At 51.4% G+C, this 23,430-nt stretch carries 14 protein-coding genes; 13 read left to right on the top strand and 1 reads right to left on the bottom strand.

The window, feature by feature from the left end:
* Positions 1-167: 167 nt before the first annotated feature.
* The 3 genes from PGL01S_RS00205 (at position 168) to PGL01S_RS00195 (ending at position 5,573) form a co-directional block, all read left to right on the top strand.
* Complete coding sequence (locus tag PGL01S_RS00205; protein ID WP_127490556.1) at positions 168-1,562, top strand: glycoside hydrolase family 30 protein; 1,395 nt, start codon at positions 168-170, stop codon at positions 1,560-1,562.
* Positions 1,563-1,588: 26 nt separating this feature from the next.
* Entirely contained in the window at positions 1,589-4,348 is a 2,760-nt protein-coding gene (locus PGL01S_RS00200) for a beta-galactosidase (RefSeq protein ID WP_127490555.1), read from the top strand.
* A gap of 193 nt (positions 4,349-4,541) precedes the next feature.
* The gene (locus PGL01S_RS00195; protein WP_127490554.1) at positions 4,542-5,573 is read left to right on the top strand and encodes a LacI family DNA-binding transcriptional regulator; all 1,032 of its coding nucleotides are present in this window, start codon (positions 4,542-4,544) and stop codon (positions 5,571-5,573) included.
* A 60-nt stretch (positions 5,574-5,633) separates the two neighbouring features.
* Here the strand turns inward: PGL01S_RS00195 and PGL01S_RS00190 are convergent, their stop codons facing one another.
* Entirely contained in the window at positions 5,634-6,230 is a 597-nt protein-coding gene (locus PGL01S_RS00190; RefSeq protein ID WP_127490553.1) for a TetR/AcrR family transcriptional regulator, read from the bottom strand.
* 299 nt (positions 6,231-6,529) lie between these two features.
* Between PGL01S_RS00190 and PGL01S_RS00185 the strand changes: the two genes are divergently transcribed.
* From PGL01S_RS00185 to PGL01S_RS00140, 10 genes are all read left to right on the top strand, one after another.
* Entirely contained in the window at positions 6,530-7,960 is a 1,431-nt protein-coding gene (locus tag PGL01S_RS00185) for a DHA2 family efflux MFS transporter permease subunit (protein WP_244935476.1), read from the top strand.
* A gap of 159 nt (positions 7,961-8,119) precedes the next feature.
* Positions 8,120-8,692 (top strand): permease, encoded by a 573-nt coding sequence (locus PGL01S_RS00180; protein ID WP_127490551.1) that lies wholly within the window; start codon positions 8,120-8,122, stop codon positions 8,690-8,692.
* Between the two features lie 159 nt (positions 8,693-8,851).
* Positions 8,852-9,484 carry a TetR/AcrR family transcriptional regulator gene (locus tag PGL01S_RS00175; protein ID WP_127490550.1) on the top strand — a complete coding sequence of 211 codons (633 nt, stop codon included), beginning with the start codon at positions 8,852-8,854 and terminating at the stop codon, positions 9,482-9,484.
* A 204-nt stretch (positions 9,485-9,688) separates the two neighbouring features.
* The gene (locus PGL01S_RS00170; protein WP_127490549.1) at positions 9,689-11,968 is read left to right on the top strand and encodes a helix-turn-helix domain-containing protein; all 2,280 of its coding nucleotides are present in this window, start codon (positions 9,689-9,691) and stop codon (positions 11,966-11,968) included.
* Between the two features lie 337 nt (positions 11,969-12,305).
* Complete coding sequence (locus PGL01S_RS00165) at positions 12,306-13,946, top strand: extracellular solute-binding protein (RefSeq protein WP_127490548.1); 1,641 nt, start codon at positions 12,306-12,308, stop codon at positions 13,944-13,946.
* 73 nt (positions 13,947-14,019) lie between these two features.
* Positions 14,020-14,934: an ABC transporter permease gene (locus PGL01S_RS00160; protein WP_127490547.1), complete on the top strand. Its 915-nt coding sequence runs from the start codon at positions 14,020-14,022 to the stop codon at positions 14,932-14,934.
* A gap of 25 nt (positions 14,935-14,959) precedes the next feature.
* Positions 14,960-15,859 (top strand): carbohydrate ABC transporter permease, encoded by a 900-nt coding sequence (locus PGL01S_RS00155; protein WP_127490546.1) that lies wholly within the window; start codon positions 14,960-14,962, stop codon positions 15,857-15,859.
* Between the two features lie 354 nt (positions 15,860-16,213).
* Positions 16,214-20,878, top strand: a complete 4,665-nt coding sequence (locus tag PGL01S_RS00150; RefSeq protein WP_244935464.1) for a X2-like carbohydrate binding domain-containing protein — start codon at positions 16,214-16,216, stop codon at positions 20,876-20,878.
* A 633-nt stretch (positions 20,879-21,511) separates the two neighbouring features.
* On the top strand, positions 21,512-22,483 hold the full coding sequence (locus PGL01S_RS00145; protein WP_373312710.1) for an ABC transporter permease: 972 nt from the start codon (positions 21,512-21,514) through the stop codon (positions 22,481-22,483).
* A gap of 27 nt (positions 22,484-22,510) precedes the next feature.
* Complete coding sequence (locus PGL01S_RS00140; protein ID WP_127490544.1) at positions 22,511-23,395, top strand: carbohydrate ABC transporter permease; 885 nt, start codon at positions 22,511-22,513, stop codon at positions 23,393-23,395.
* The last annotated feature ends 35 nt before the right edge of the window (positions 23,396-23,430 follow it).

Here is a 23,430-nt window from a genome sequence, read left to right as displayed (position 1 = left end):
TATTGACAGTTTCCGGAAGTCGGGAATATAATTAAAACCAGATTATTGTAAGCCTTTTCAATTGAGCTCCATAATTACCAATACCCATCAAAGGGTATTCATTTTTCAGCAATTATGAAACCCGTTTCATGAAATAGGTTTCAGAATAGGCTGAAACAGGAGGACTTATGAGCGGCATTAATGGACACGATAACGGACTTACTAACGAAGGTGCCTTTATTCAGATCAAGCCTGAGAATGGCTATGACGGCTTTGAAGGTTGGGGTACTTCGCTTGCCTGGTGGGGGCATATTGTCGGCCAGTGGAGCGACCGGGATAAGCAGGACGAGATCATGGATCTTATCTTTGATGCGGATAAAGGCCTTGGCTTAAACATTATCCGGTACAACATTGGCGGCGGGGAAAACCCGGAAATCCAGCCTAACACGCTGCGCCCAGGCGGTGATGTTCCGGGATTTCAACCGGAGAAGGGCATATGGAACTGGAATGCAGATGAAGGCCAGCGGAAGGTCTTGCTGGCAGCGATGAAGCGCGGGGCTGATATTGCAGAAGCTTTTTCCAATTCGCCGCCTTATTGGATGACGATAAGCGGTTCCGTTACGGGTGCGGAAGACGGCGGCAATAATTTGCGTGAAGAATGTTATGAACCATTTGCGGACTATTTGACGGAAGTGGTTAAACACTATAAGGATGTGCACGGCGTTGCCTTCCGGACGCTTAATCCGTTGAATGAACCGATCTCGAACTGGTGGAAAAAGGGCAATATTCAAGAAGGTGCACATTTCTCGCTCGATAAACAAATGGAGATCATTAAGCTAACGGCCCGATCCCTTCAATTAAAAGGCTTAACCGAAACGGCAGTCAGCGCACCCGATGAGAACAGCGTGGATGAAACGCTGGAAATGCTGCACGGTTATGACGAAGAGACGTTTAACAGCTTCTCGCAAATCAATACCCACTCTTATAATGGCGTTCAGCTTGAGGAGATTCGCATGCTGGCGCAGGAGAAGGGGAAGAAGCTGTGGATGTCGGAGTACGGAACCGGGGGTACCGGACCTCATGATCACGGGGATATGACCAGCGTGATGGAGCTGGCCGAGAGGATCATTACGGATCTGCGGCTGCTGCAGCCCGCAGCTTGGGTGTATTGGCAGGCCGTAGAGGATGAAAGCGCCAGGAATAACTGGGGATTTATCCACACCGATTTCAGACATGGCGACGGTCAATACGAAATGACGAAGCAATATTACGCGATGGCTCAATTCAGCAGGTTTATTCGTCCGGGCAGTCGCATTTTATGGCTGGATGACCGCGATTCCATTGCCGCTTACGATGAAGCCCGCAAGCAGCTGACAGTGGTTACGCATAACCGGGAAGGGCAACGACAAATCCGTTATGATCTCGGCCCGTTTGTCCAAGGCGATGCAGCAGCCAAGCTATATCGCACATCGGAGCTGGAAAACCTGGTTGAAGCCGAGCTGTCCATTCATAGCAATAAATTTACAGTTAACCTTGAAGCACAGTCCGTAACGACTGTGGTTATAGCCAATGTAACTCTTTAACAGAGAAATAAGGAGGAGCACTTCAGATGCAGGAAACCATCGTACAAACGAATGGACTGCCGCATATAAATATGGCGGTTCAATATAACGCATTCAGCTACAATATTAACGGAGAGCAAGTGTTCCTTAACAGCGCGGCCATTCATTATTTCCGGATGCCGAAGGAAGAATGGCGCGAGGTGCTTGTGAAGGCGAAGCTGGCCGGCATGAATTGTGTCGATACTTATTTTGCTTGGAACGTTCACGAGCCGGAAGAAGGAAAGTGGAACTTCGAAGGCGATAACGACTGCGGCGCGTTTCTTGATCTATGCCATGAATTGGGCCTGTGGGTCATTGCCCGTCCCGGTCCGTTTATTTGCGCGGAATGGGATTTCGGCGGATTCCCTTACTGGTTGAATAACAAAGAGGATATGAAATTCCGGGCCTTCGATAAGCAATATCTGACCTATGTGGACCTCTACATGGACCGGATTATTCCCATTATCAAGGAGCGCGAAATTAATGCCGGCGGCTCGGTTATTCTCGTGCAGGTGGAGAACGAATACGGTTATCTGGCAAGCGACGAGATTGCGCGCGACTATATGCTTCATCTAAGAGACATTATGCTGGACCGGGGCGTAACGGTACCGCTGATCACTTGCGTCGGCGGCGCGGAAGGCACGGTTGAAGGCGCGAACTTCTGGTCGGGTGCGGATCACCATTATAACAATCTGGTGCAAAAGCAGCCGGATACGCCAAAGATCGTAACCGAGTTCTGGACCGGCTGGTTCGAGCATTGGGGTGCGCCTGCGGCTACGCAGAAGACGGCAGCCTTATACGAGAAAAGAATGCTGGAATCGCTGCGGGCCGGATTTACGGGCATCAGCCATTACATGTTCTTTGGCGGCACGAACTTTGGCGGCTACGGCGGCCGTACGGTTGGCGCCAGCGATATTTTCATGGTGACCTCATACGATTATGATGCACCGCTTAGCGAATACGGGCGCGTGACGGAGAAATATAATACCGCCAAACGGATGTCTTACTTTGTCCAAGCAACGGAAAGCGTCCTGTTGAATGCCGTTGAAGGCGACGCGTCGCTGGCAGCTCTTCCGCAAGGGTTCTCGGCACGGGTTCGCGAGAAAGGCAAGGAGCGGATCTGGTTTGTGGAGAGCTCGAAGGATGAGCGCGAAACAACCAGCATGACGCTGCCGGACGGCCGGACCATTCCGGTTACGGTTGGTTCTTCTGCCGTTATTCCCGTAATCGACAGACTTCAGCTTGAACCGGGCGTTTATTTGACCTGCAATACGTATCTGATCGCCAATGAATGGATCGATGGCCAGCATACGCTTATCGTCTATGCGGAGAACGGTCAGCGTTCGTATATCGAGCTGGAATCCGATCAGCCGATTCTGGTCCAGGATGACGGGGTCAGAAGACAACAGCTGGATGGCGACGGAAGAGTTGCTTTTGATCTTTGCCACTTCCAGGAGGCGCAATTCGTTCAACTGACCGTTGGCGGCAAGCCTTACCGCATTGTGGTCATCAACAAAGACAGCGCGGACCGGGCTTGGCGGATTGCCGGCAAGAACGGCGCGGGCTGGGCGATTGGATACGCCGATTTCGACCTGATGGCGGACGGTACATTCCGGGCTGCTCTTCACGACAGCGATGCGGAGCCGATTCACCTGGGCAATTGGGGAGCTCTCCCTGGCGGACAGCTTGCGCCGTACGTGTATTTGCAAGCGCCGGTCCTTGAAGGCTGGAGCTCCGAAGCCTGCGAGCTGTCAGCGGCGCAAGGCCAGGAAGCCTCGCAGCCAACAGCCTTCTCCGAGCTTGGTCAGCCTTATGGCCATTTGCTTTATGAATGCGACATCGATGCCGACAATGAGAATGCTACGAAGCTAGTGCTCTCGAAGCTGGAGGATACGGCCAGAGTATACGTGAACGGTAAGCAGCAGGCGCTTGTGCAGAAGGTAGGAGCAGCGGCGGTAAAAGTGCAGCTTACGCCTAACAGCAAGAACCATCTGCAAATTCTGGTGCAAAATATGGGCCGTCTCAATTTCTCGCCTTATTTGGGCGAAGCGAAGGGGATTGCCGGGGCGGTCTATGCGGACGGACAATCGATTGACCTTCTTGGCGGATGGAAGCATGAAGAGGCAACGGTCCATCTGAATGAAGTCAATTCTATCGCGGGTGGCAGCATGATCAGCAGAACCTTTAGCGTGGAAGCCGGTTTCGACCGCGTCGTTCTGGTAGGCGCGATCAGCGGACGCCTTAGCATTAACGGCAAGGAAATCAAGCTGGAAGGCTATCAGGACTGGTTCCTGCATCACACGCTGGATATCTCGGATTACATTCAGGAAGGCTCCAATCTGATCGAAATGGCTTACGTTAAATCGCCGCTGCAGCGTCTGGAGCTTCTCGCGTCTTCCTCGAAGAAGGAGCTAAACGGATGGCGCATTGCCGATGTCCGGAAGCTTAACCGTAAGCCGTATGCGGGAGAGACAGGCGTTCCGGTATGGCATACCGTGCAATTCGACAAGCCGGTGCTTCCGGCGGATGTTAACGCCAAGCTGAAGCTGCGTTTAACCGGCATGAGCAAAGGAACGTTATGGCTGAACGGCATCGACCTTGGCCGTTACTGGCAGGTTGGTCCGCAGGAGGATTATAAAATTCCGATGGCATGGCTGAAGGACCGCAACGAGCTTGTCCTCTTTGACGAGAATGGAGCAAGCCCGTCCAAGGTACGTCTGCTTTATGACCAGGCGTCCAGCAAGCGCTGGATTTCTATTCAATCCTAGTATTCGCCGCAAAATAAAAAGGTTGTAAGCAACCGCTGCTTGGATGATGCGTTCAATTTTTGAATCAATCATATCGGGCAGCGGTTTTTTTTAGGAAGATTGGCGGATTGCGGCTGCTTAAATCCGTTTCTTTAGCAACCTAACTTTGGTATAATTTCAACTATATTAGATGTTCCAGAGGAGAACCTATCAGATGAAGCAAGTGACAGTGTACGATATAGCGAAGGAAGCCAAGGTGTCCGTTGCGACCGTTTCGCGCGTACTTAACGACACCGCTCCCGTACGTGCCTCAACGAGGGAGAAGATCGAAGCGATCATGCAAAAATATCAGTTCCAGCCGAATGCTAACGCAAGGAGTCTGCTGAAGAAAGAGACGGGAATTATTGGCGTTATTTTACCGGATATTACGAACCCGTTCTTTCCGGAAGTATTCTCAGGCGCGGAGCAGGAGGGCAGGGAGTCCGGCCATACCTTTTTCCTCTGCAATACGATAGGGCTGCACGACAAGGAATCGGAGTTCCTGACCATCATGCAGGAGAAGCGGGTGGACGGCATTCTGTTCATGGGCGGGCGTATTAACCTGAAGGATTGCAGCCCCGCCTTGGTCCAGGAGGTCGTTGAGCATTCGCAGAAAATTCCGATGGTGCTCGTAAACGGCAATTTGAAGGACTCCGGCATTACGCGCGTCGTAACGGACGAGTACGCGGGCACCGTTCTGGCGGTCAAGCATTTACTTGAAACCGGCCATAAGAAGATTGGCTTTATCGGCGGGCAGAGTCATATGGCAACTACGGCGGTCAAGATTAGGGCTTATAAGAAGACGTTAAAGGATGCCGGATTGACGGTGCGGGAAGACTGGATTCTGCCCGACAGCTTCTCCGTTGATTCCGGACGGACGCAAATGGAGGCTTTGCTGCAACTAAAAGACCGGCCGACAGCGGTATGCTGCGTCAATGATTTTACGGCAATCGGCGCGATCAAGGCGGCGGTGGAACAGGGACTTCGCGTGCCGGAGGATATCTCTATCGTGGGATTCGACGATATTCCGTTGGCGCATCACGTTATTCCCGAGCTGACAACCATATCGCAGCAGGCGAATAATCTAGGACGGACGGCGGTGCGCGTGCTCCGCGATCTGATGAACAAGGAAAAGGTCAAGAAAGTGTACTCCCTTGAACCGGAGCTTATTGTCAGACAAAGCACTAAGCCCCATGAGGATAAATAAGCAATGTAAAAAAATCGCCTTCACCTGTATGTAAGGTTTTCAGGATGAGGGCGATTTATTTCATTCTTTGGGATCCTGCAGCGTACGGAGCAGGAAGAACTGCTTGGCGAGAAACACCGGGGTATAAGGCATGTCCGCGCGAAGCCAAGATACAATGGTGCCGATCAAGGCAGCGGAGCTGTACCATACCGCGATATCCTTCTGAATATTGGCTTTCGCCACAAAAGAATCATTTCCCCGTTTGTCGATGCCATCCGAGATCAGCTTGGTCAACAACCGCAATAATCGATCGGTAAAGATCGTCGTGCGGTGAGAGGCCAAAATAATCTTGTAAAATTTCGCATGCTCCGCGATATGCTCAAGCAGCTTTACGAGCATCGTTGTATTGATGACCTCCGGCGAGTCTGATTTTACGGTCGAGCGATCCAGTACCTGATTAATATCTTCAATCATGTCATCCGCCATTTTGTCCAGCATGTCCGGGATATCTTTATAATGAAGATAGAAGGTAACCCGATTAATCGTTGCCCGCTCGGCAAGTTTGTTAACCGATATTTTCTCGATATCCATTTCCTCGAGCAGATCGATAAAGGCATCTCTTAGCAGCTGGCGCGTCCGCAAAATACGCGGATCCGTCCGGGTTGTTGTTTTGTCCATCGTTACTCCCTTCCTTTCCTTTAGTTATTAAATTCCTAGTAGTAAACGACAATTTCGTTTTGACTGTATTATTTTCTTTACAAATACTACATAAATTCAATTTCTGTAAACTAATTTACACTTTTGACTAGAATCGTCGCTTGTAAAAGGGGTGGCTCGAGCTATAATTTAATTTATACAATGTTCACTATACGACACGTTGTAAATTTAGTCTAGAGAGACAAGAAAGAAGGATGGAGCGGTTGAGTAAAGGTTTACAAGCGGACAGTTCTATCAAAAAGGGTCCTATTTTATTTGTTATGATTCTGGGCGCCTTTATTGCGACGCTGAACCAGACGATTATGAGCGTGGCCGGCCCTGAGTTAATGAAAGATTTTAGCATCTCGGCTACTACAGTCCAATGGCTGACGACCGGCTACATGCTGGTTAACGGTATTTTAATTCCGATTACAGCCTTTTTGATGCAACGATTCACGACGCGGGAATTGTTCCAGACGTCGATGATTTTATTCCTGGCGGGTACGATTGTATCTGCGCTTGCGTCGGATTTTAACGTATTGCTCATCGGACGCTTGATTCAAGCGGCTGGTGCCGGAATTATTATGCCGCTTCTCATGACCGTTATTTTGACCTTGTTCCCGCCCGAGAAGCGGGGAGGCGCAATGGGGATGGTTGGATTCGCCATTATTTTCGCACCGGCGATTGGTCCTACGCTTGCCGGCTGGGTGCTCGAGAACTTTAAATGGGAAATGATGTTTTACGGCATGATTCCGCTCGCCATTATTGTTATCATTTGTGGATTTGTTTTCCTTACGAATGTTTCGGAACGTTCGTATCCGAAAATCGATGTGATTAGCGTTGTCTTGTCCACGATCGGTTTCGGAGCTTTGCTGTACGGCTTCAGCCGCGCGGGCAGCGCGGGATGGGAAAGCGCGGAAGTGCTTATTACAATTATCGGCGGCTTTATCTCTCTGGTGCTGTTCGTATGGCGGCAGCTTATTTCCGAGAATCCGCTGCTTGACCTGCGGGCCTTCAAGTACAATATGTACAGCTTAACAACGTTCATCAACATTGCGATTACGATGATTATGTATGCGGATATGATGCTGCTTCCGCTTTATCTGCAGAACGCGCGCGGTTATACGGCGATGGAATCGGGTCTGCTTCTTCTTCCGGGCGCGCTTATCATGGGCTTCCTGATGCCTGTTACAGGCCGACTGTTTGATAAGTTCGGCGCCAAATGGCTGTCCGTTGCCGGTATGATTATTGTTATCGTGACAACTCTCGGTTTCATTAATTTGACGGATACGACAAGCTACACTTATCTGGTTCTGATGTCGACCGGCCGCCGTATCGGTATGGCCCTTCTGATGATGCCTGTCCAGACAGCGGGTCTTAACCAATTGCCTAACCGTCTAAACGCGCATGGCACGGCGATTTCCAATACGATCAGACAGGTAGCGGGTGCGGTTGGCACATCGCTTCTCGTTACGATCCTGACTACGCAAACCAAATCCCATCTGCAGGATGCGATAGCATCCGGAGCAACCGGGGATCAACAGCAGATGATTACGAATGCGACAATCAGCGGGATGAACGATGCTTATCTGGTTATCGTCGGAATCGGCGTCATTGGTCTCATTCTGACCTTCTTCATTAAACGCGTTGCTCAAGCTTCTGACGAGAAACAGACCAGCGGGACCGCAAAGAAAGTAGCCGTTGAAGGCTAATACGGAATAATACCGAATAGCAAAGGAAGCTGCCGCGAGGCAGCTCTCTTTTTTATTTTGGATGCATCATTTTAATTTCATGTGAAAGCCGTTGACACAAAAGTAACCGTTGGTTATATTATAACCAGTGGTTACTTTTCGTTGGGGAGCGTGGATAACTTGTTCGCAGGACATTTCGGCTTGGCGGCAGGCGTAAGATCGAAGGTACCGGAAATACCCCTCTGGGCATTAATGCTTGGCACACAGCTTTTGGATGTCGTGTTTGTCCCGTTGTATTTGACGGGCATTGAACCCATTGACGCACAGCTTGGCAGCGGATACGGGAAAGGAATCATTCATGCGGATTATTCGCACTCGTTATTGGGTGCAATCATTATCGCGTCGTTGGCGGGGTTGTTCGCAAGAAAAGCGTGGGGTGGGAAAGCGGGCTTTGTTATGAGTTCGGTCGTATTCAGTCACTGGCTGCTTGATCTGGCGGTTCATCGTGCGGATCTGCCTCTTTTGCCAGGAAACTGGGGGGATTTTTCTTTGCTTGGTTTAGGTGCTTGGAGATCGGAAGGGCTGTCCATCGGAATGGAGTTGCTTATCCTTGTTATCGGCTTCCTCATGTATCTAAGGTCATCGCTTAGGAAGACGGGCGGCACGCGGAGGAAACTAGCGCTCTCTTCTTCCATCGTTCTCGGAATCATGCTTGGATTTGCCTTGATAACGGACATTACGAGCTTATTTTAAAAGGAGTCGGTAGCCGTGAGTTTCATTGTTTTCTTACTGGTATTCACGCTTCTGTGCGGATGGTTGGATGCGAGAATCTCAAAATAAGACGGTCGGCTTGACCTGCCGCATCACTGCTGGTTACAATGGCTCTAGTTTAGATGACAAGGTGGGCTGACAGTGGTATCCAGGCAGGAATTAAGGTCTGAGGAAACAAAGAAGAGCATCCTTGCCGCAGCAGGTGACTTGTTTAGCAGCCGGGGGTACGATAACGTTACCATGCGCGACATCGCCAAAAAAGCAGGATGCTCGCATACGACCATTTATATTTATTTTAAGGATAAAGAGGCGCTTCTTCATCAGCTTTCGATGCCGCCTGTTCAATATCTTATCGACAAGATGGATGAGCTGCTCGGGCAAACGAATTCACCGGATGATAAGCTGAAGGCGATGAGTCTATGCATGATTCAATTTTGTCTGGCTAACCGCAGCATGTACGGGTTGATTTTCAACATGAAGTCGGAGAGAGTGGACGAACAGGCTCCAAAGCTTGAGATCAACAAGGCTCGGAACAAGCTATTCGGCAAGTTAACTTTAGCCGTTCAAGGCTGTTTAAAGGAAGGACTCCGGGAAGAACGGATTCTGCTGTATACAAGAATCTATTTCTTTGCGTTATACGGCATTATTGCCACTTATACGCAATCCGAAGAATCGGCCGAGCAGCTTATGGTTAGATTGACCTCTACTTTCGAGGAAACTTTTGAAGTACTGATGATCGGTATAAGGAGTAAGGCGGAAGGGCTATATTTATGAAGGCGCATAACGGAAATAAACAAGGAACAGTTTGCCGTGGGCAGCTGTTCCTTGTTTTCATTTCAGCAGGTTCCCGTATTGTCAGGATTTCTGACTTTTTGCGGCTTAGGGCTGTAGTCTGCTTTTGCCCGGGGTGGTATAATAAAGCAATTATTGAGACTTTTCCCATCCCTTAAGTTAGGCAAAGGGCGAAAGGTGGTTGCGATGAAAAGAAGCCGTATGAATCTGCTGATCCAGCATCTCGTCTCCTACTTTCTGGTGCTGCTGTTCCCGCTGCTGATTATTTTGGTCTACTACTATCCGCACTCGACGGCGGTTGTCAAACAGAAGGAGATGGACTGGAATACGCATCTTACGGAGCAGGTAAGAACTTCGATGGATACATTTACCCGTTACGTATACAATCTGCCATTCGAGCTGTTGAAAAACCGGGAGATCAAATTGTACAACGCCGAAGACATTGATTATCAGCGCGTGCAAATTGCAAACGAAATGCGGAAATATAATGCCACGGACGGCTTTGTCGACAACACCCTCCTTTATATACAAAGTATGGGTTATTTATTCGCCAAAACAGGAAGCGCTTACAATGTGGGCGATTTCGGCAAACCGGGCATCGGTTATTACTATAAAGACTGGCCTAACATGTTTAATGAACTGAACCAATTGAAGGGGACGTTAGTAAGGCCGGTAGAAGATGTCATTATTCCGGGCAGCAATCATGTCCGCATGCTTACCTTCGCCCTTCCGCTTCCGATTGGCGGCTACGAGACCCCGGGAGCGGTGCTTATCATGGTCCGCGAGGATACGATTATCCGGATGCTGAACTCCATGTCGGAGATGTACAGCGGAGATTTCTTTATTTTGGATGGAGAAGGCCGTCCTCTGCTCACTTCCAACAAAGGATCGTATATACCTACAAATGAAGTGCAGAGCTTCCTGACCGGTCTTGATAAAAGCGGCAAGGGAGCGGGCTTGTACGAGAAAGGCGGCAGCTCTTATATTATTTCGCATACCGTTTCCGACAAGAACGGATGGCAGTATGTAAGCGTCTTGCCTGTAACGGAGATGCTGCAGGGCATTCAGACAATTCAGCGCAATACGGTTGTTCTGATTGGCATGATGCTGCTGCTCGAAATTCTCGTTATCTATGTGGCGATCCGACGGAACTATCAGCCGATCAAGCGAATTGTGGATTTTGCCTCCAATCTGTTCGAGCCTGGGGGAAGGAAGCCCATGAATGAATTCGAGATGATCCGTTTTGCGCTTGGCGAACTGGTATCGGTCAACAGCTCCCTTGATGCCAGAGTGAAGCAGACCATGCCGGTGCTTCGGGATCATCTGCTTCTGGAACTCGTAAGCGGGAAAGCAGGCAATGACGAAGCTTTTATGCGGCAGGCGGCCGCATACGGCATTGCATTCCCGCATGAATCGGTTGCGGTAGCCGTACTGTCGATCGAATCCCCGAAGAGCGATGAAGGAACGGAGTGCCGGGCAGCGGAGTACTTAAGGGCATTGGAAGCTTCGCAGCCAATCGGAGGTACCGGGTATTTTCTAAAAAGCATTTATAGTCACGAAATGATATACGTTTGCTCCTATGAGGCAGGCTTTGCGATGAAACAGTTTCTGGCGGATACCGGGAAGGAGCTGGAGGAGCAGACGGGAGCGAGGGTCTATATCGGCATAGGAACCTCGAGCAAGCCTGACCGTGCGGAAGCTATCCATGTTGCCTACCTGCAGGCGGTACGGGCAACGGAGCATCTTCAGCTGCGCGGTGGCAGTCCGGTTATCGTCTTCGATGAGCTGGAAGCGCCCAAATCCGGCTCCGTATCCTATTACGCGGAGCTGCTTCAATCGCTGGAGCTGGCTATTCTGAAAAATGACACCGGAGCTGTTCGCTCTATTACGGACCGTATTGTCTCTCAAATGAGCAGCGCGGGAATGCCGCCTTATATGGTCCGAAGCGTTTATATTAACACGGTCAGCGCTTTGCTTAACGGGCTGCAGCGATTTAGCCCGGAGGACGATGTCCTGCTCCGGCTTACGGATACGGCTTACCAGTTCCGGTATACCGTTGATCAAATGGCCGATATTATCCGGGATAGCTGCGAGCGGTTATGCCTCATGATCCAGAACACCTTGCCGCCTGTCCGAAATGCATCCCAGGATGAGGTTACTCGCTTTATCGAGCAAAGGGGATTAAACCCTGACTTTTCCCTTCAGCTGATTGCGGACCATTTTGCGATGTCGCCGTCTAACTTCAGCCACCATTTCAAGAAAACGATGGGTCAGAATTTTAAAGAATACATCGATTTATTCCGCATTCAAACCTCTATTCAGCTTCTAAGGACAACGAACCAGACATTGGACGGCGTTGCCCAGCAGACGGGCTTCTCCAACACATCAAGCTTTATCCGCTGCTTCAAAAAAATCGTAGGCACGACACCCGGGCAATACCGGGAGACGCATAAGCTCATTTCCTAAAATGCTGCACATCTATCGCAGGCAAGCCTGCCGAATCGTTCGGCAGGCTTTGTTGTTGCCCTGGAACTAAAAAGCCTCTCTTCTACCCGCGGATCAGCCTCCCGAGTATGGCAAGCGGCATTTTTTGAACATCCACAATAATTGAAAGGGCAGAAATTGAAGCGTTTTCAACAACCTGAAGTTAAACGCTTTCAAAAAATGCCAACCTTTCGAAAACTGTCCGTATACGGCATATCGCCATACCGATTAGTGTGGATGTACCGGGCGACGATGCCTCGGTGCAGCGTATCGGCTTCCGATGCGGCTGCCATCTAAATTGAATCGAGGGGGCAATTACATGCGGAAAAAAGTAGTCGGCATGATTACCGTCATGCTTGCTGCAACAACCATTATGTCAGCATGCAGCAGCAATTCGAATTCGGGCGGGAACAATGGCGGAAGCAATGCGGGCAGCAATCCTACGGCAGACAGCTCCGCCGGCAGCGGCGGCAATAGCGGCAAGAAGGTAAAGCTTACGGCGATTATGACCAAGCATGCTCTGACGAAACCGCTTAAGGATATGGAATGGCTGCAGCAGGTGGAGGAAAAGGCCGGCGTTGAGATTGACTGGCAGGAAATTACGGCTGACTGGGATCAGAAGAAAGGAACGTTGCTGGCAAGCGGAGATGTTCCGGATCTCTTTATTGGTCCTAACGTCATTACGGATGCGGATATGGCGCAGTTCCAAGGACTGTTCCAGGATCTGTCGGGCATGCTGGATCAGCTGCCTAACGTTCAGGCGATGTTCGATGCGAAGCCTGAGACGAAGATAATCGCCGAGCAGCAGGACGGTAAAATTTACGGCCTTCCGAAATATCAGCGTTATTGGCCTTCCACGGCTACCCGCCAATACATTAATCAGAAGTGGCTGGATAACCTGGGCCTCCAAATGCCAACAAACTGGGATGAGCTGTACGATGTGCTCGTAGCATTCAAAGAGAAGGACGCGAACGGCAACGGAGATCCAAACGACGAGATCCCAATGGACTGGCCGGGCGGAATCGGCGGCTATTTCAACCCGGCTTATATGCTTGGCGGAGAAGGCATAACGCTGACGGACGGCAGCCCGCAAGGGTATTTCGTCGAGGACGGCGTCGTGAAGAACTATTTGGTCGATGATCGATACAAACAGCTGGTTGTTTTCTTGAACAAGCTTTATAAAGCCGGTCTGATCAACCCGGAAGTATTCACGCACGATTACACGAAATACCAGTCCGTTGCCCGGGGCGAAGGGGATACGGCGAAGGTTGGCTTTACGATGGGCTGGGTCGCGTCAGACCGCTTCGGCGAGCAGCTTGCGCCGCAGTACACCTCGATGTCGCCGCTTAAGGCAACGCCTGACAGCAATGTATCGTGGAGCTATGACTACAATTCCTTGAACTACGGGGTTAATCAGCTAGTCGTATCGGCCAAATCGAAAAACAAAGACGCGGTCATGCGGTTTATTAACGAGCTGTACGCGCCGGATATGGGCATGCAGGTTCTGTTCGGATCCCTTGGACCAAACATTAAGGATAACGGCGACGGAAGCTACAGCGTGCTGCCGCCGGCCGATTCCAAGATGGACCCCGGCACTTGGAAATGGACGTCCACGATGGCGGATAACGGAGCATTCTATATTCCGGATTCGCTTCAGCTGACGCTAGGCAAGGATATGCAGGAGGTTCTGGAGCAATCGAAGCCGATTGACGCGATTCAAATCGACGTGGACAACGATGTGTTCCCTACCTTTCTTAAATATTCGAGCGCCGATAACAGCACAATGGGCCTGAACAACACCAATGTCACGAACCTGGCCAACACGAATTTCGCGAAATGGGTAACAAAAGGCGGCGTTGAAGAAGAATGGGACAGCTATGTGAAGGAAAGCGAAAAAGCAGGTTTGAAGCAAAATCTTGAAATTATGCAGAAATACTACGACGAATACAAGAAGCAATAACTAGCTGCGGAAGCCGGCATGCGGCGCTTGATGCGGTATGCCGGCTTCCGGCTGGCAAAGGAGGTTATCGCCGATGCGATTATTAGGAGGAGGACTCCGGGCATTAAGACGGGATTACCAGCTATGGATTATGATTGCGCCCGCGATTGCCGTTGTCCTGATCTTTAACTATATACCGATGTACGGCATTCAGCTTGCTTTCAAAGATTTCGATTTTACGAAAGGCTTGACCGGCGGCGCGTGGAGGGGCATCGATTATTTCAAGCAGTTTATGGACAGCTATCTGTTCACCGATCTGATGCGCAACACGTTCCTCATCAGCTTGGCGACCATTATCGTCGGGTTTCCGGCGCCTATTATTCTAGCATTGATTCTGAACCAGATCCGCCGCAAGCGATTTAAAAATGTGATGCAGACGACGGTTTATCTGCCGCATTTTATATCGATAATCGTTCTTGTCGGCATGATGAACGTGCTGATGTCGCCGGAGACCGGCGTTGTTGGCCATCTGATGAAGGGGCTGGGACTTGGCCACATCAATCTGATTGCCTCGACCAATACCTTTATTCCCGTCTATGTCCTGTCGGATATTTGGCAGCATTGCGGCTGGAACAGCATTATTTATTTGGCTGCCCTGTCCACCGTTGATCCGCAGCTCTATGATTCCGCCAAGATTGACGGAGCGAGCAGAATGAAGATGATCCGGTATGTCGATCTTCCGGCGCTTGTTCCTACGATTATTATTTTGTTCATTCTTAGCATGGGCAACATCTTAAGTACTGGCTTCGAGAAAATATTCCTGATGCAAAACGCTCTGAACCTGCCGGTCTCGGAGGTTATCGCCACCTATGTCTACAAAATCGGTATTGTGTCCAATCAGTTCAGCTATGCTTCCGCGATCGGTTTGTTTAATACGCTGATCAACTTCGTGTTCCTGTTTGCGATGAATGCCGCTTCCAAAAAAATGTCCAATACAAGCCTGTATTGATTCGGAAAGGAAGGAGGGAGGCCATATGGCGCTCAAGGGCTTGAAAGGGAGTGAACTCACCTTTCATATCGCGCTTTATGCGTTATGCGCGGTCATTTTTGTCATTATCTTATATCCGCTTTATTTCATCGTGATTGCCTCGTTTAGCGACTCAACGCTTGTGTCGACGGGGAAGGTGCTGTTTTTCCCGAAGGGCACTAGTCTATTTGGATATAAGGAGATATTCCAGGACAGCCGGGTATGGACCGGGTACCGGAATACGTTGTTCTACACCTTGTTCGGAACGCTGGTCAACATGCTGTTTACGATGCCGGCCGCATACGTGCTGTCGCGGAAGGAATTTAAAGCGAGACGTCCGATTATGTTTCTCTTCGTCGTCACGATGTTTTTTAACGGCGGTCTGATTCCGACTTACCTGCTGATGAAGGATCTTCATATTACAAACACGTTCTGGGTGTTTATTCTGCCGTTTTGCGTGAATATCTTCTATTTGATTATAGCCCGTACGTTCTTCGAGACCGCGCTGCCGGCGGAGCTTTACGAGGCGGCCGTGATGGACGGCTGCTCGCATTTCATGTATTTCGCCAAGGTTGCTCTGCCGCTCTCCAAAGCTCTGATTTCGGTGATCGGGTTATATTACCTGGTCGGACACTGGAATGATTTCTTTACCGGTCTGATTTATATCCGGGACAACAATCTTCAGCCGCTGCAAATCGTGCTAAGGGATATTTTGCTGTCCAACCAGGTTTTCCAGAACGGAGCGGGTACGGGCGGCGGCGCTGCATCGGGCGGTTATGCCCAGCGTTATGCCGACCAGATCAAATACGGCGTTATTATCGTATCGTCCCTGCCGATTCTGATGCTGTACCCGTTCCTGCAAAAATATTTCGAGAAAGGGGTTATGATCGGTTCCGTAAAAGGATGATTCCATGCAGGTGTTTGAAGGGGCCTTAAATCCGGCTCAAACAGCGGAATTGGCGAATCAATAAAGCAATGGCAAACGGGACGATGCGGGCTTGACTCCGAGGCGTCCCGTTTGCGTTATTTCCCTTAATCGAACGCCAACCAGGTAAAATTGTCCATTAAATGGCGATTTGTACCCCCGAAATCGGGAATAAGGTACGCTAAACGACCAAGATGTACCTACCTTGCCGGACGGGGGACCGCTACAATCGGTTGTACGGTAAGCGTTTTCATTACGCAGTCCGCATTTGCTGACACACTTACATAAACGGACGCGCAGCGCTGCCGAATAACTTGGGTAAAGGGGATGCAAAGATTGAGCGTTAACGCAAAACGCCGGAACAGGGCGTGGATGGGGATACTGCTGGTGGTCGCCGTCCTGGCGCAAATCGGCTTCATTCCGCCGCGGACGAACGTCGCGGAGGCGGCCGACAACGGCTTGGCACAGAAGCCTTACATGGGCTGGAGCAGCTACAGCATGCAGGTGTACGACGGTCCGTCGGGCAACTGGATTTCGGAAGATAAAATTAAGCTGATGTCCGATACGATGCATGAAAAGCTGCAGTCGCATGGCTATGAATACATTAATATCGACGCGGGCTGGAACGGCAGCATGGACGAATACGGACGACCTGTTCCGAGCACGGAGAAATATCCGAACGGCTTCGAGAATCTTATCGATTACGTGCATGCCAACGGGCAGAAGGTTGGCATTTACATGATTCCCGGCATTTCGCCGGATGCGGTTCAACGCGACCTGCCGATCTATGGAGCTCCGGGCTGCACAATCGGCGACATCGCCGTGAAACCTTATAAATACGGCGATTATTGGAATCTCGGCTACAAGATCGATTTCAGTAATCCGTGCGCGCAAAAATGGGTCGACTCCGTTGCCGATCTGATTGCGTCGTGGGGCGTCGACTTCGTCAAGTTCGACAGCGTGACGCCGGGCTCCGGCCATAACGACGAGAGCATCGATGCGCGCGGCGACGTTAAAGCGTGGTCCGAGGCGTTAAGCAAGCACGGCATCTGGCTGGAGCTTAGCTGGGCGCTTGATCACAACTACGTGGATTACTGGAAGAAATACGCTAACGGCTGGCGTATCGATTGGGACGTTGAGGCGTACGATCCGAATATCGGCATGACGCAATGGGCCAACATCGCGAGGCTGTTCCCTGGCGCGGCGCTGTGGTGGCGCGACGCCGGACCCGGCGGCTGGAACGACTTCGATTCCCTGAACGTCGGCAACGGCGAAACGTCGGGCTTGACGAAGGACGAACGGCAGACGGCCGCTACGCTGTGGGCCGCTTCGGCAGCGCAATTTTATACCGGGGACGATTTAACCAATCTGGATGATTACGGCTTATCCCTTTACACGAACGATGAGGTAATCGCCGTCAACCAAGCGGGTCATCCGATTCACCCGGTATCGATGGACACCGATCAGCAAGCTTGGTACGCCAATAACGGTGACGGCACGTATACGGTGGCGTTATTTAATCTGGGCAGCAAAGGCGCGCGGGTTGGCGTAAAATGGAGCGATATCGGCCTTAGCGGCACCGGTTCGATCCGCGACCTGTGGAACCATAAGGAAATGGGCAGCTCGGCAACCGGCATTGATCCTTTATTCCTCGAGCCGCACGCATCGCGCCTATTTAAGGTGACGGTGCAAAACGGGACATCGATCGTTAACGATGACGACACCGGCATGAAATATACGGGAGAATGGACGCGCAACGGCGGCAACGAGCTTGTGCGCGACGCACAGGACTTGTCCGTTGTCATTACGGATTCGCCGGGCTCGGGCAGCGGCACTTCCGTGGACACGGGCGCCGGCACCGGCGGCGATTCCGGCTCTGCCGACGGTTCGTCGGGCTCGGAAGAGGCTGCGGCTTCCTCCTATACGGTTACGATCAACGATGATGATCCGGCGATTGCTTACGCCAACAAATGGGGTCACAGCACCGGGCGGTCCTTCGGCGATTACATGGGCGACGTGCATTACGGCGAGCCGGACGGTTCGGAGCCGGAATTAACGTACACGTTCGAGGGTACGGGGATTGAGCTGCTATCGGAGCAAAGCACCAGCAGCGGCAAGATTGATATCTATATCGACGGAAATTTCCATTCGACGGTTGATTCCTACGGCAACGACCAGGTTGGACAGCATTCCGTATTCAGCGTGGCGGATTTGCCGCAAGGCACGCATACGCTGAGGGCAGTCCGGAATGCCGGCGGCCAATATTACTTCCTTTTCGACGCGTTTAAAGTCACGGCGGATACGCTGCTCGGCAGCCCTTCGGCGACAAGCTTCAATAAGGACGCGCCGGCTGATATTACGATTCCGCTGAATCTCGGCGCAAGCTCCTTCACCGGCATCAGCAACGGCACCGCATCCCTGCAGTCGGGTACAGACTATACGGTATCAAGCGGCGTCGTGACAATCAAATCGTCTTATCTGGCGCAGCAGGCATCCGGTCAATCCGCGGCTCTCAGCTTCAAATTCGCGGGAGGAGCCGCACAGACGTTGTCGGTAGCCGTTAGCGGAACTTCTATTAGCCCGGTATCGGCTTCGTTCGATAAACGCCCGGCCGCTCAGGCAGACCTTGCGGTTACGCTGACGCTAGGCGACTCTAACGAGCTGACCGGCGTTAAGAACGGCGCAAATGCTTTGACAGCAGGAACGGATTATACGGTTGACGGAAATGTTGTCCGTATCGCCAAATCCTATTTGGCATCGCTGCCGCTTGGGGACGCAAGCTTGTCGTTCGAATTCTCGGGCAGCAGCCCAAGAACGCTTTCGCTTACCGTTCTTAATTCGGCTTCGCCCGGCCGTTACGTCTTCGTAAACAACGACGACCCGGGCATCCGTTATACGGGCAGCTGGAACCGCAGCAGCGGCCGCGGTCTCGGCGACTACAAGGATGACGTGCAGTGGACGGAAAATAACGATTCCTTCTTCACGTATACGTTCCAAGGTACGGGGATCGACTACATTACCGAGGTTGACGAGGGTCAAGGCAACGTCGAAATCTACATCGATGGTGTCAGCCAAGGCAATGTAAGCACGTACGAAGCGGGTGCGCACAACGCTCCGCAGCGGACCGTGTATACGGTTCGCGGCTTGACAAACGGCTTCCATACCATTAAAGCCGTGAAGAAATCAGGAAAGTTCATGCTGCTCGACGCGCTGCGCGTGCAGCTGCCGGACCTGATCGATGTCTCCTCGACGGACTTCGCGAAGAACGCGCCGGCTGACGTCAGCGTTAATCTGCTGGCAAGTCCGGACAGCCTGAGCGGCATCTATAACGGAGGAGCGGCGCTTGTTCGCGGCACTGATTACACGATTGATGATCATGTGTTGACCATCAAGCAACAGTACTTGGCCGTTCAGCCGGTCGGAACAACGAAGCTGACGCTCCGCTTCCGGGGCGATTACGGCGACGACGCACATGCGTCCGCAGCGGAAGGAGCAGCCTTCTCCTATACGTTTAAAGGCACCGGCATCGAGCTGCTGTCGCCGGTTGGACCAAAGCAAGGCGAGATGGAAGTCTATATAGACGGCGAGCTGAAGAAGACTGTTAACGCTTATGCGGACAGCCGCGACTCGCAAGTAAGCCTGTACAGCGTATCGGGCTTGACCGCGGGTTCGCATACGATCCGCGTCGTCAACAAGTCCGGTGAGCTGATGCTTGCCGACGCCTTGCGGTTTACCGCTGCGGAAGCAAGCGTGCCGCCGGTATCCGGAGGCGGAGGCCATGCAACTCCGCCGGTTGAACCTGCAGCGCCAAAAGTTATTCGCACGACGCAGCCGGACGGCACGGTGCGCGATGAGCTGACGCTGGCTGCCACGGAGGCGAAGGCACTGATTGACGCGCGCAAGGCATCGGGAGCAAGCGCCTTGAAGCTGGTGGTGCCGGATTCGAAGGGCCAAGTGGCAGAGACAGCCGTGAAGTTGGATGCGGAAGCGGTCAAACAGCTTGCAGCCAGCGGACTTGATCTGGACATTGACGTGTCCGGCGCGAAGATCCATGTGCCGAATGGCGTATTGAAAAACGTAAACACGGAAGTACACTTCGTCATTTCGCCGGTTAACGAGCAGAAGGCGCAGCTCGAACGCCGCGCCAATCTGTCCACGGTTGTTTCCGCAGCCGTCAAGGACAGCAAGATCACGCTGATCGGCATTCCTGCGGATATTGACACAAACCTGCCGGAAGGAGAGACAACGCTTGTGCTGCCGCTTCCAGCCGGAGATTGGAGCTCCGAAGCGCTTTCGCATATTGGCGTCTTCATCGAGCATAGCGATGGTACGGTAGAATACAAGCAAGGCACTGTTGTTGATGTTGAAGGCGGCAAGGGCATTCAATTCAAGAACTCGAAATTCAGCACATTCGCGCTTGTGAAGCTGGGCGAAGCTTCGGGATCGGCTTCGGCCGCATACATGAATGGCTTTGATGGCAATCTGTTTAAGCCGGAGAAGGCGATTACCCGCGCGGAGATGGCGACCATTTTGTCGCGTATTGCGCAGGACGCCAATACAGGAGAAGATAGCCGCGCTTATAGCGACGTCAAGCAAGGGTACTGGGCAGCGGATGCAATCCGCAAAGCTACGGCAGCCGGTTTGATGAACGGTTATACCGACGGTACGTTCCGTCCGGAGAAGGCGATTACGCGTGCCGAGATGGCACAGCTTGCCGTGCGTCTGGCCGGCGGCGGCTCCAAATTAGGCGCAGGCTTCGCGGATACGACAGGTCACTGGGCGGAGAAAGCGGTGAAAGCAGCTGAAGGAGCCGGTTACATCAAGGGTTACGCCGACGGCACGTTCCGTCCGGATCGCACGCTGTCTCGCGCCGAAGCCGTTGTTGTAATTAACCGTTCGCTCGGCATTACCCCATCCGGCAGCGGAGCTTCTTCCTGGAAGGACGTTCCGGCAAGCTATTGGGCATATGGCGACATTGAAGCGGCATCCATTCAAAAATAAATCATAAAAGCAATCAAAAGAAGAAGCATCGCTTTCCGTCTATCGGAAGGCGATGCTTCTTTCGCGTAGGAGCTTGGCACAGCGTAACACGGTTGTTTGTTGTTGTGCGAATTCGCTTACCGGGTCCCTTTTTGAGATTACGTTGGATTCCATCCATTAAAATTGCCGGTTTGGATGCTGTATCCTCGCCTACGTTGGAGTTTCTCCAGTGAAATCCGCCTAAAATCATCAAAAAGATTAGTTGGGAGCCCCTACGTTGGATGAAATCCAGCATAGGGGCTGAAAGCATAGGGGAAGAGGTTGCAGACTGGATAAAATCCAACCTGGAATGCGAATAGAAGCTTAAAGAGAGGTGCCCCATGATCCAGCTTCTTTCCCATAGGCTCACCTCACCTCAACTCGACTGGAATAACATGCAGTTTCACTATAGGCGCCCGAAAAGGGGAGAACAGTCGTACATTTTTGCCCGGTTTGACGGGACCTTCTACTATTTTGCCGGGTTTGCATTATCTTGATTTACGCTTGCGGCAAGGCTTTTAAAGGGTTTTCTCAAAAATGTCCGATTGGCGGAAAGGCAAGGAAGGTTTAATAATGAGGTCATGCGATGCAACCCATACTTGGAGGTGACCTCAAATGAAGCAGGCGGCTGCTCCCGGCCAAGCAGAACGGATGCAGGCGACAACCATTCGTACAAGAACACGACCTAACGTGCTGGCGAGACTCAAGAAAGACAAGTGGCTGTACTTGCTTTTAACTCCAGGCCTGTTATATTTCATTATTTTCAAATACGTACCCATGTGGGGCGTGCTGCTGGCGTTCAAAAACTATCAACCCTTCCTTGGCTTCTGGAAGAGCGATTGGGTGGGACTAGAGCATTTCCGGGTGTTCTTCACGAATCCCGAATTTTTCATGCTTCTGCGAAACACTTTAATACTTTCCTTATACAATTTGGTGTTTTACTTCCCGGCGCCTATTATATTAGCTCTTCTATTAAACGAGCTGAGGCTGGCGTTTTTCAAAAGAATCGTACAAACTCTGATCTACATCCCGCATTTTATATCGCTTGTTATCGTAGCCAGCTTGACGTATGTCTTTCTGACGACAGAAGGCGGCGTGATTAACGAGTTTCTATTCAAGTATACGGGTGCCAAAATCGATTTTCTCGCCAGTCCGGACTGGTTCAGGCCAATGATTATTATGCAGACCATCTGGAAGGAAACCGGATTCGGCACGATTATTTTTCTGGCTGCGCTTGCAGGAGTGGATGTCGAGCAATACGAAGCGGCGATTACGGACGGGGCGAACCGGTGGCGGCAGCTTTGGCATATTACGCTTCCTTCGATCCGCAGCACGATAATTATTTTGCTGATTCTGAGGATGGGCGACGTGCTCGACAACGGCTTCGAACAGATCTTCCTGATGCTGAACCCGCTGAATAGGGAGTCTGCCGAAGTGTTCGACACCTATGTCTATATGATGGGGATCACGCAAGGGGCGTTCAGCTATAGTACGGCGGTTGGTTTGTTCAAAGCGGTTATTGGGGTCACGCTTGTGCTTGGAGCGAACTGGCTGGCCAAACGTTTTGGACAATCCGGCATCTATTAAAAGGCTGGAAGGAAGGAGGGATTAGCCGTGGCAAAACAATACAGAAGCGCATCCGGGACCGCATTCGATATAACGAACGTGATTCTGTTAAACGTCATCAGCCTGCTGGCCGTGCTGCCTTTTATCTACATCATAGCGGGATCCTTCGCATCGGATGCGGAATTAACGAAGAGAGCCGTGTTCCTCATCCCGAAGACGTTCACCACCGCGGCTTACCAGTTTATTTTTTCGACCGGTACGATTCTGCAAAGCATTAAGGTGTCTCTCTATGTAACGGTAGTGGGCACGGCAGTGAATCTGTTCTTTACGGTGACGATGGCGTACGCCTTGTCCAAGCGTAATCTGATGGGGCGAAATACGGTGCTTAACCTGATCGTATTCTCGATGCTGTTCGGCGGAGGACTTATTCCGACCTACCTGGTTGTCCGCGATCTTCATCTGCTTGATTCCTTTTGGGCCTTGATGCTCCCGGGCGCGATCAGCGCTTTTAACTTGATTATCGTGAAAAACTTTTTCCAGGAGCTGCCCGCCGAGCTGGAGGAGGCGGCCAGGATTGACGGTTGTACCGAGCTGGGACTGCTGTGGAAAATCGTCCTGCCGCTTTCGATGCCGGTGCTTGCGACATTTACGCTTTTCTATGCGGTAGGACATTGGAATAACTTCTATTCCGCCCTGCTGTACATCAACGATCCGCAGAAATGGCCGCTGCAGGTGATGCTCAGACAAATCGTACTGCTCTCGCAGACGGCCGCCGGCGACATCAATTCCATGGATCCGAATTTCGTGGCACCGCCGGATCAATCGATCAAGATGGCCGTTATCGTTATTGGCACTATTCCGATTCTGCTCGTCTATCCGTTCCTTCAGAAGCATTTCGCCAAAGGGGTCTTGATCGGTTCGGTCAAGGGGTAATGCGGATTGCGATATAACAAAAAAATGAAAATTAA

This window comes from Paenibacillus glycanilyticus NBRC 16618, assembly GCF_004000805.1.
Taxonomy (GTDB): domain Bacteria; phylum Bacillota; class Bacilli; order Paenibacillales; family Paenibacillaceae; genus Pristimantibacillus; species Pristimantibacillus glycanilyticus.
This window is presented reverse-complemented; position numbering and strand designations above follow the sequence as displayed.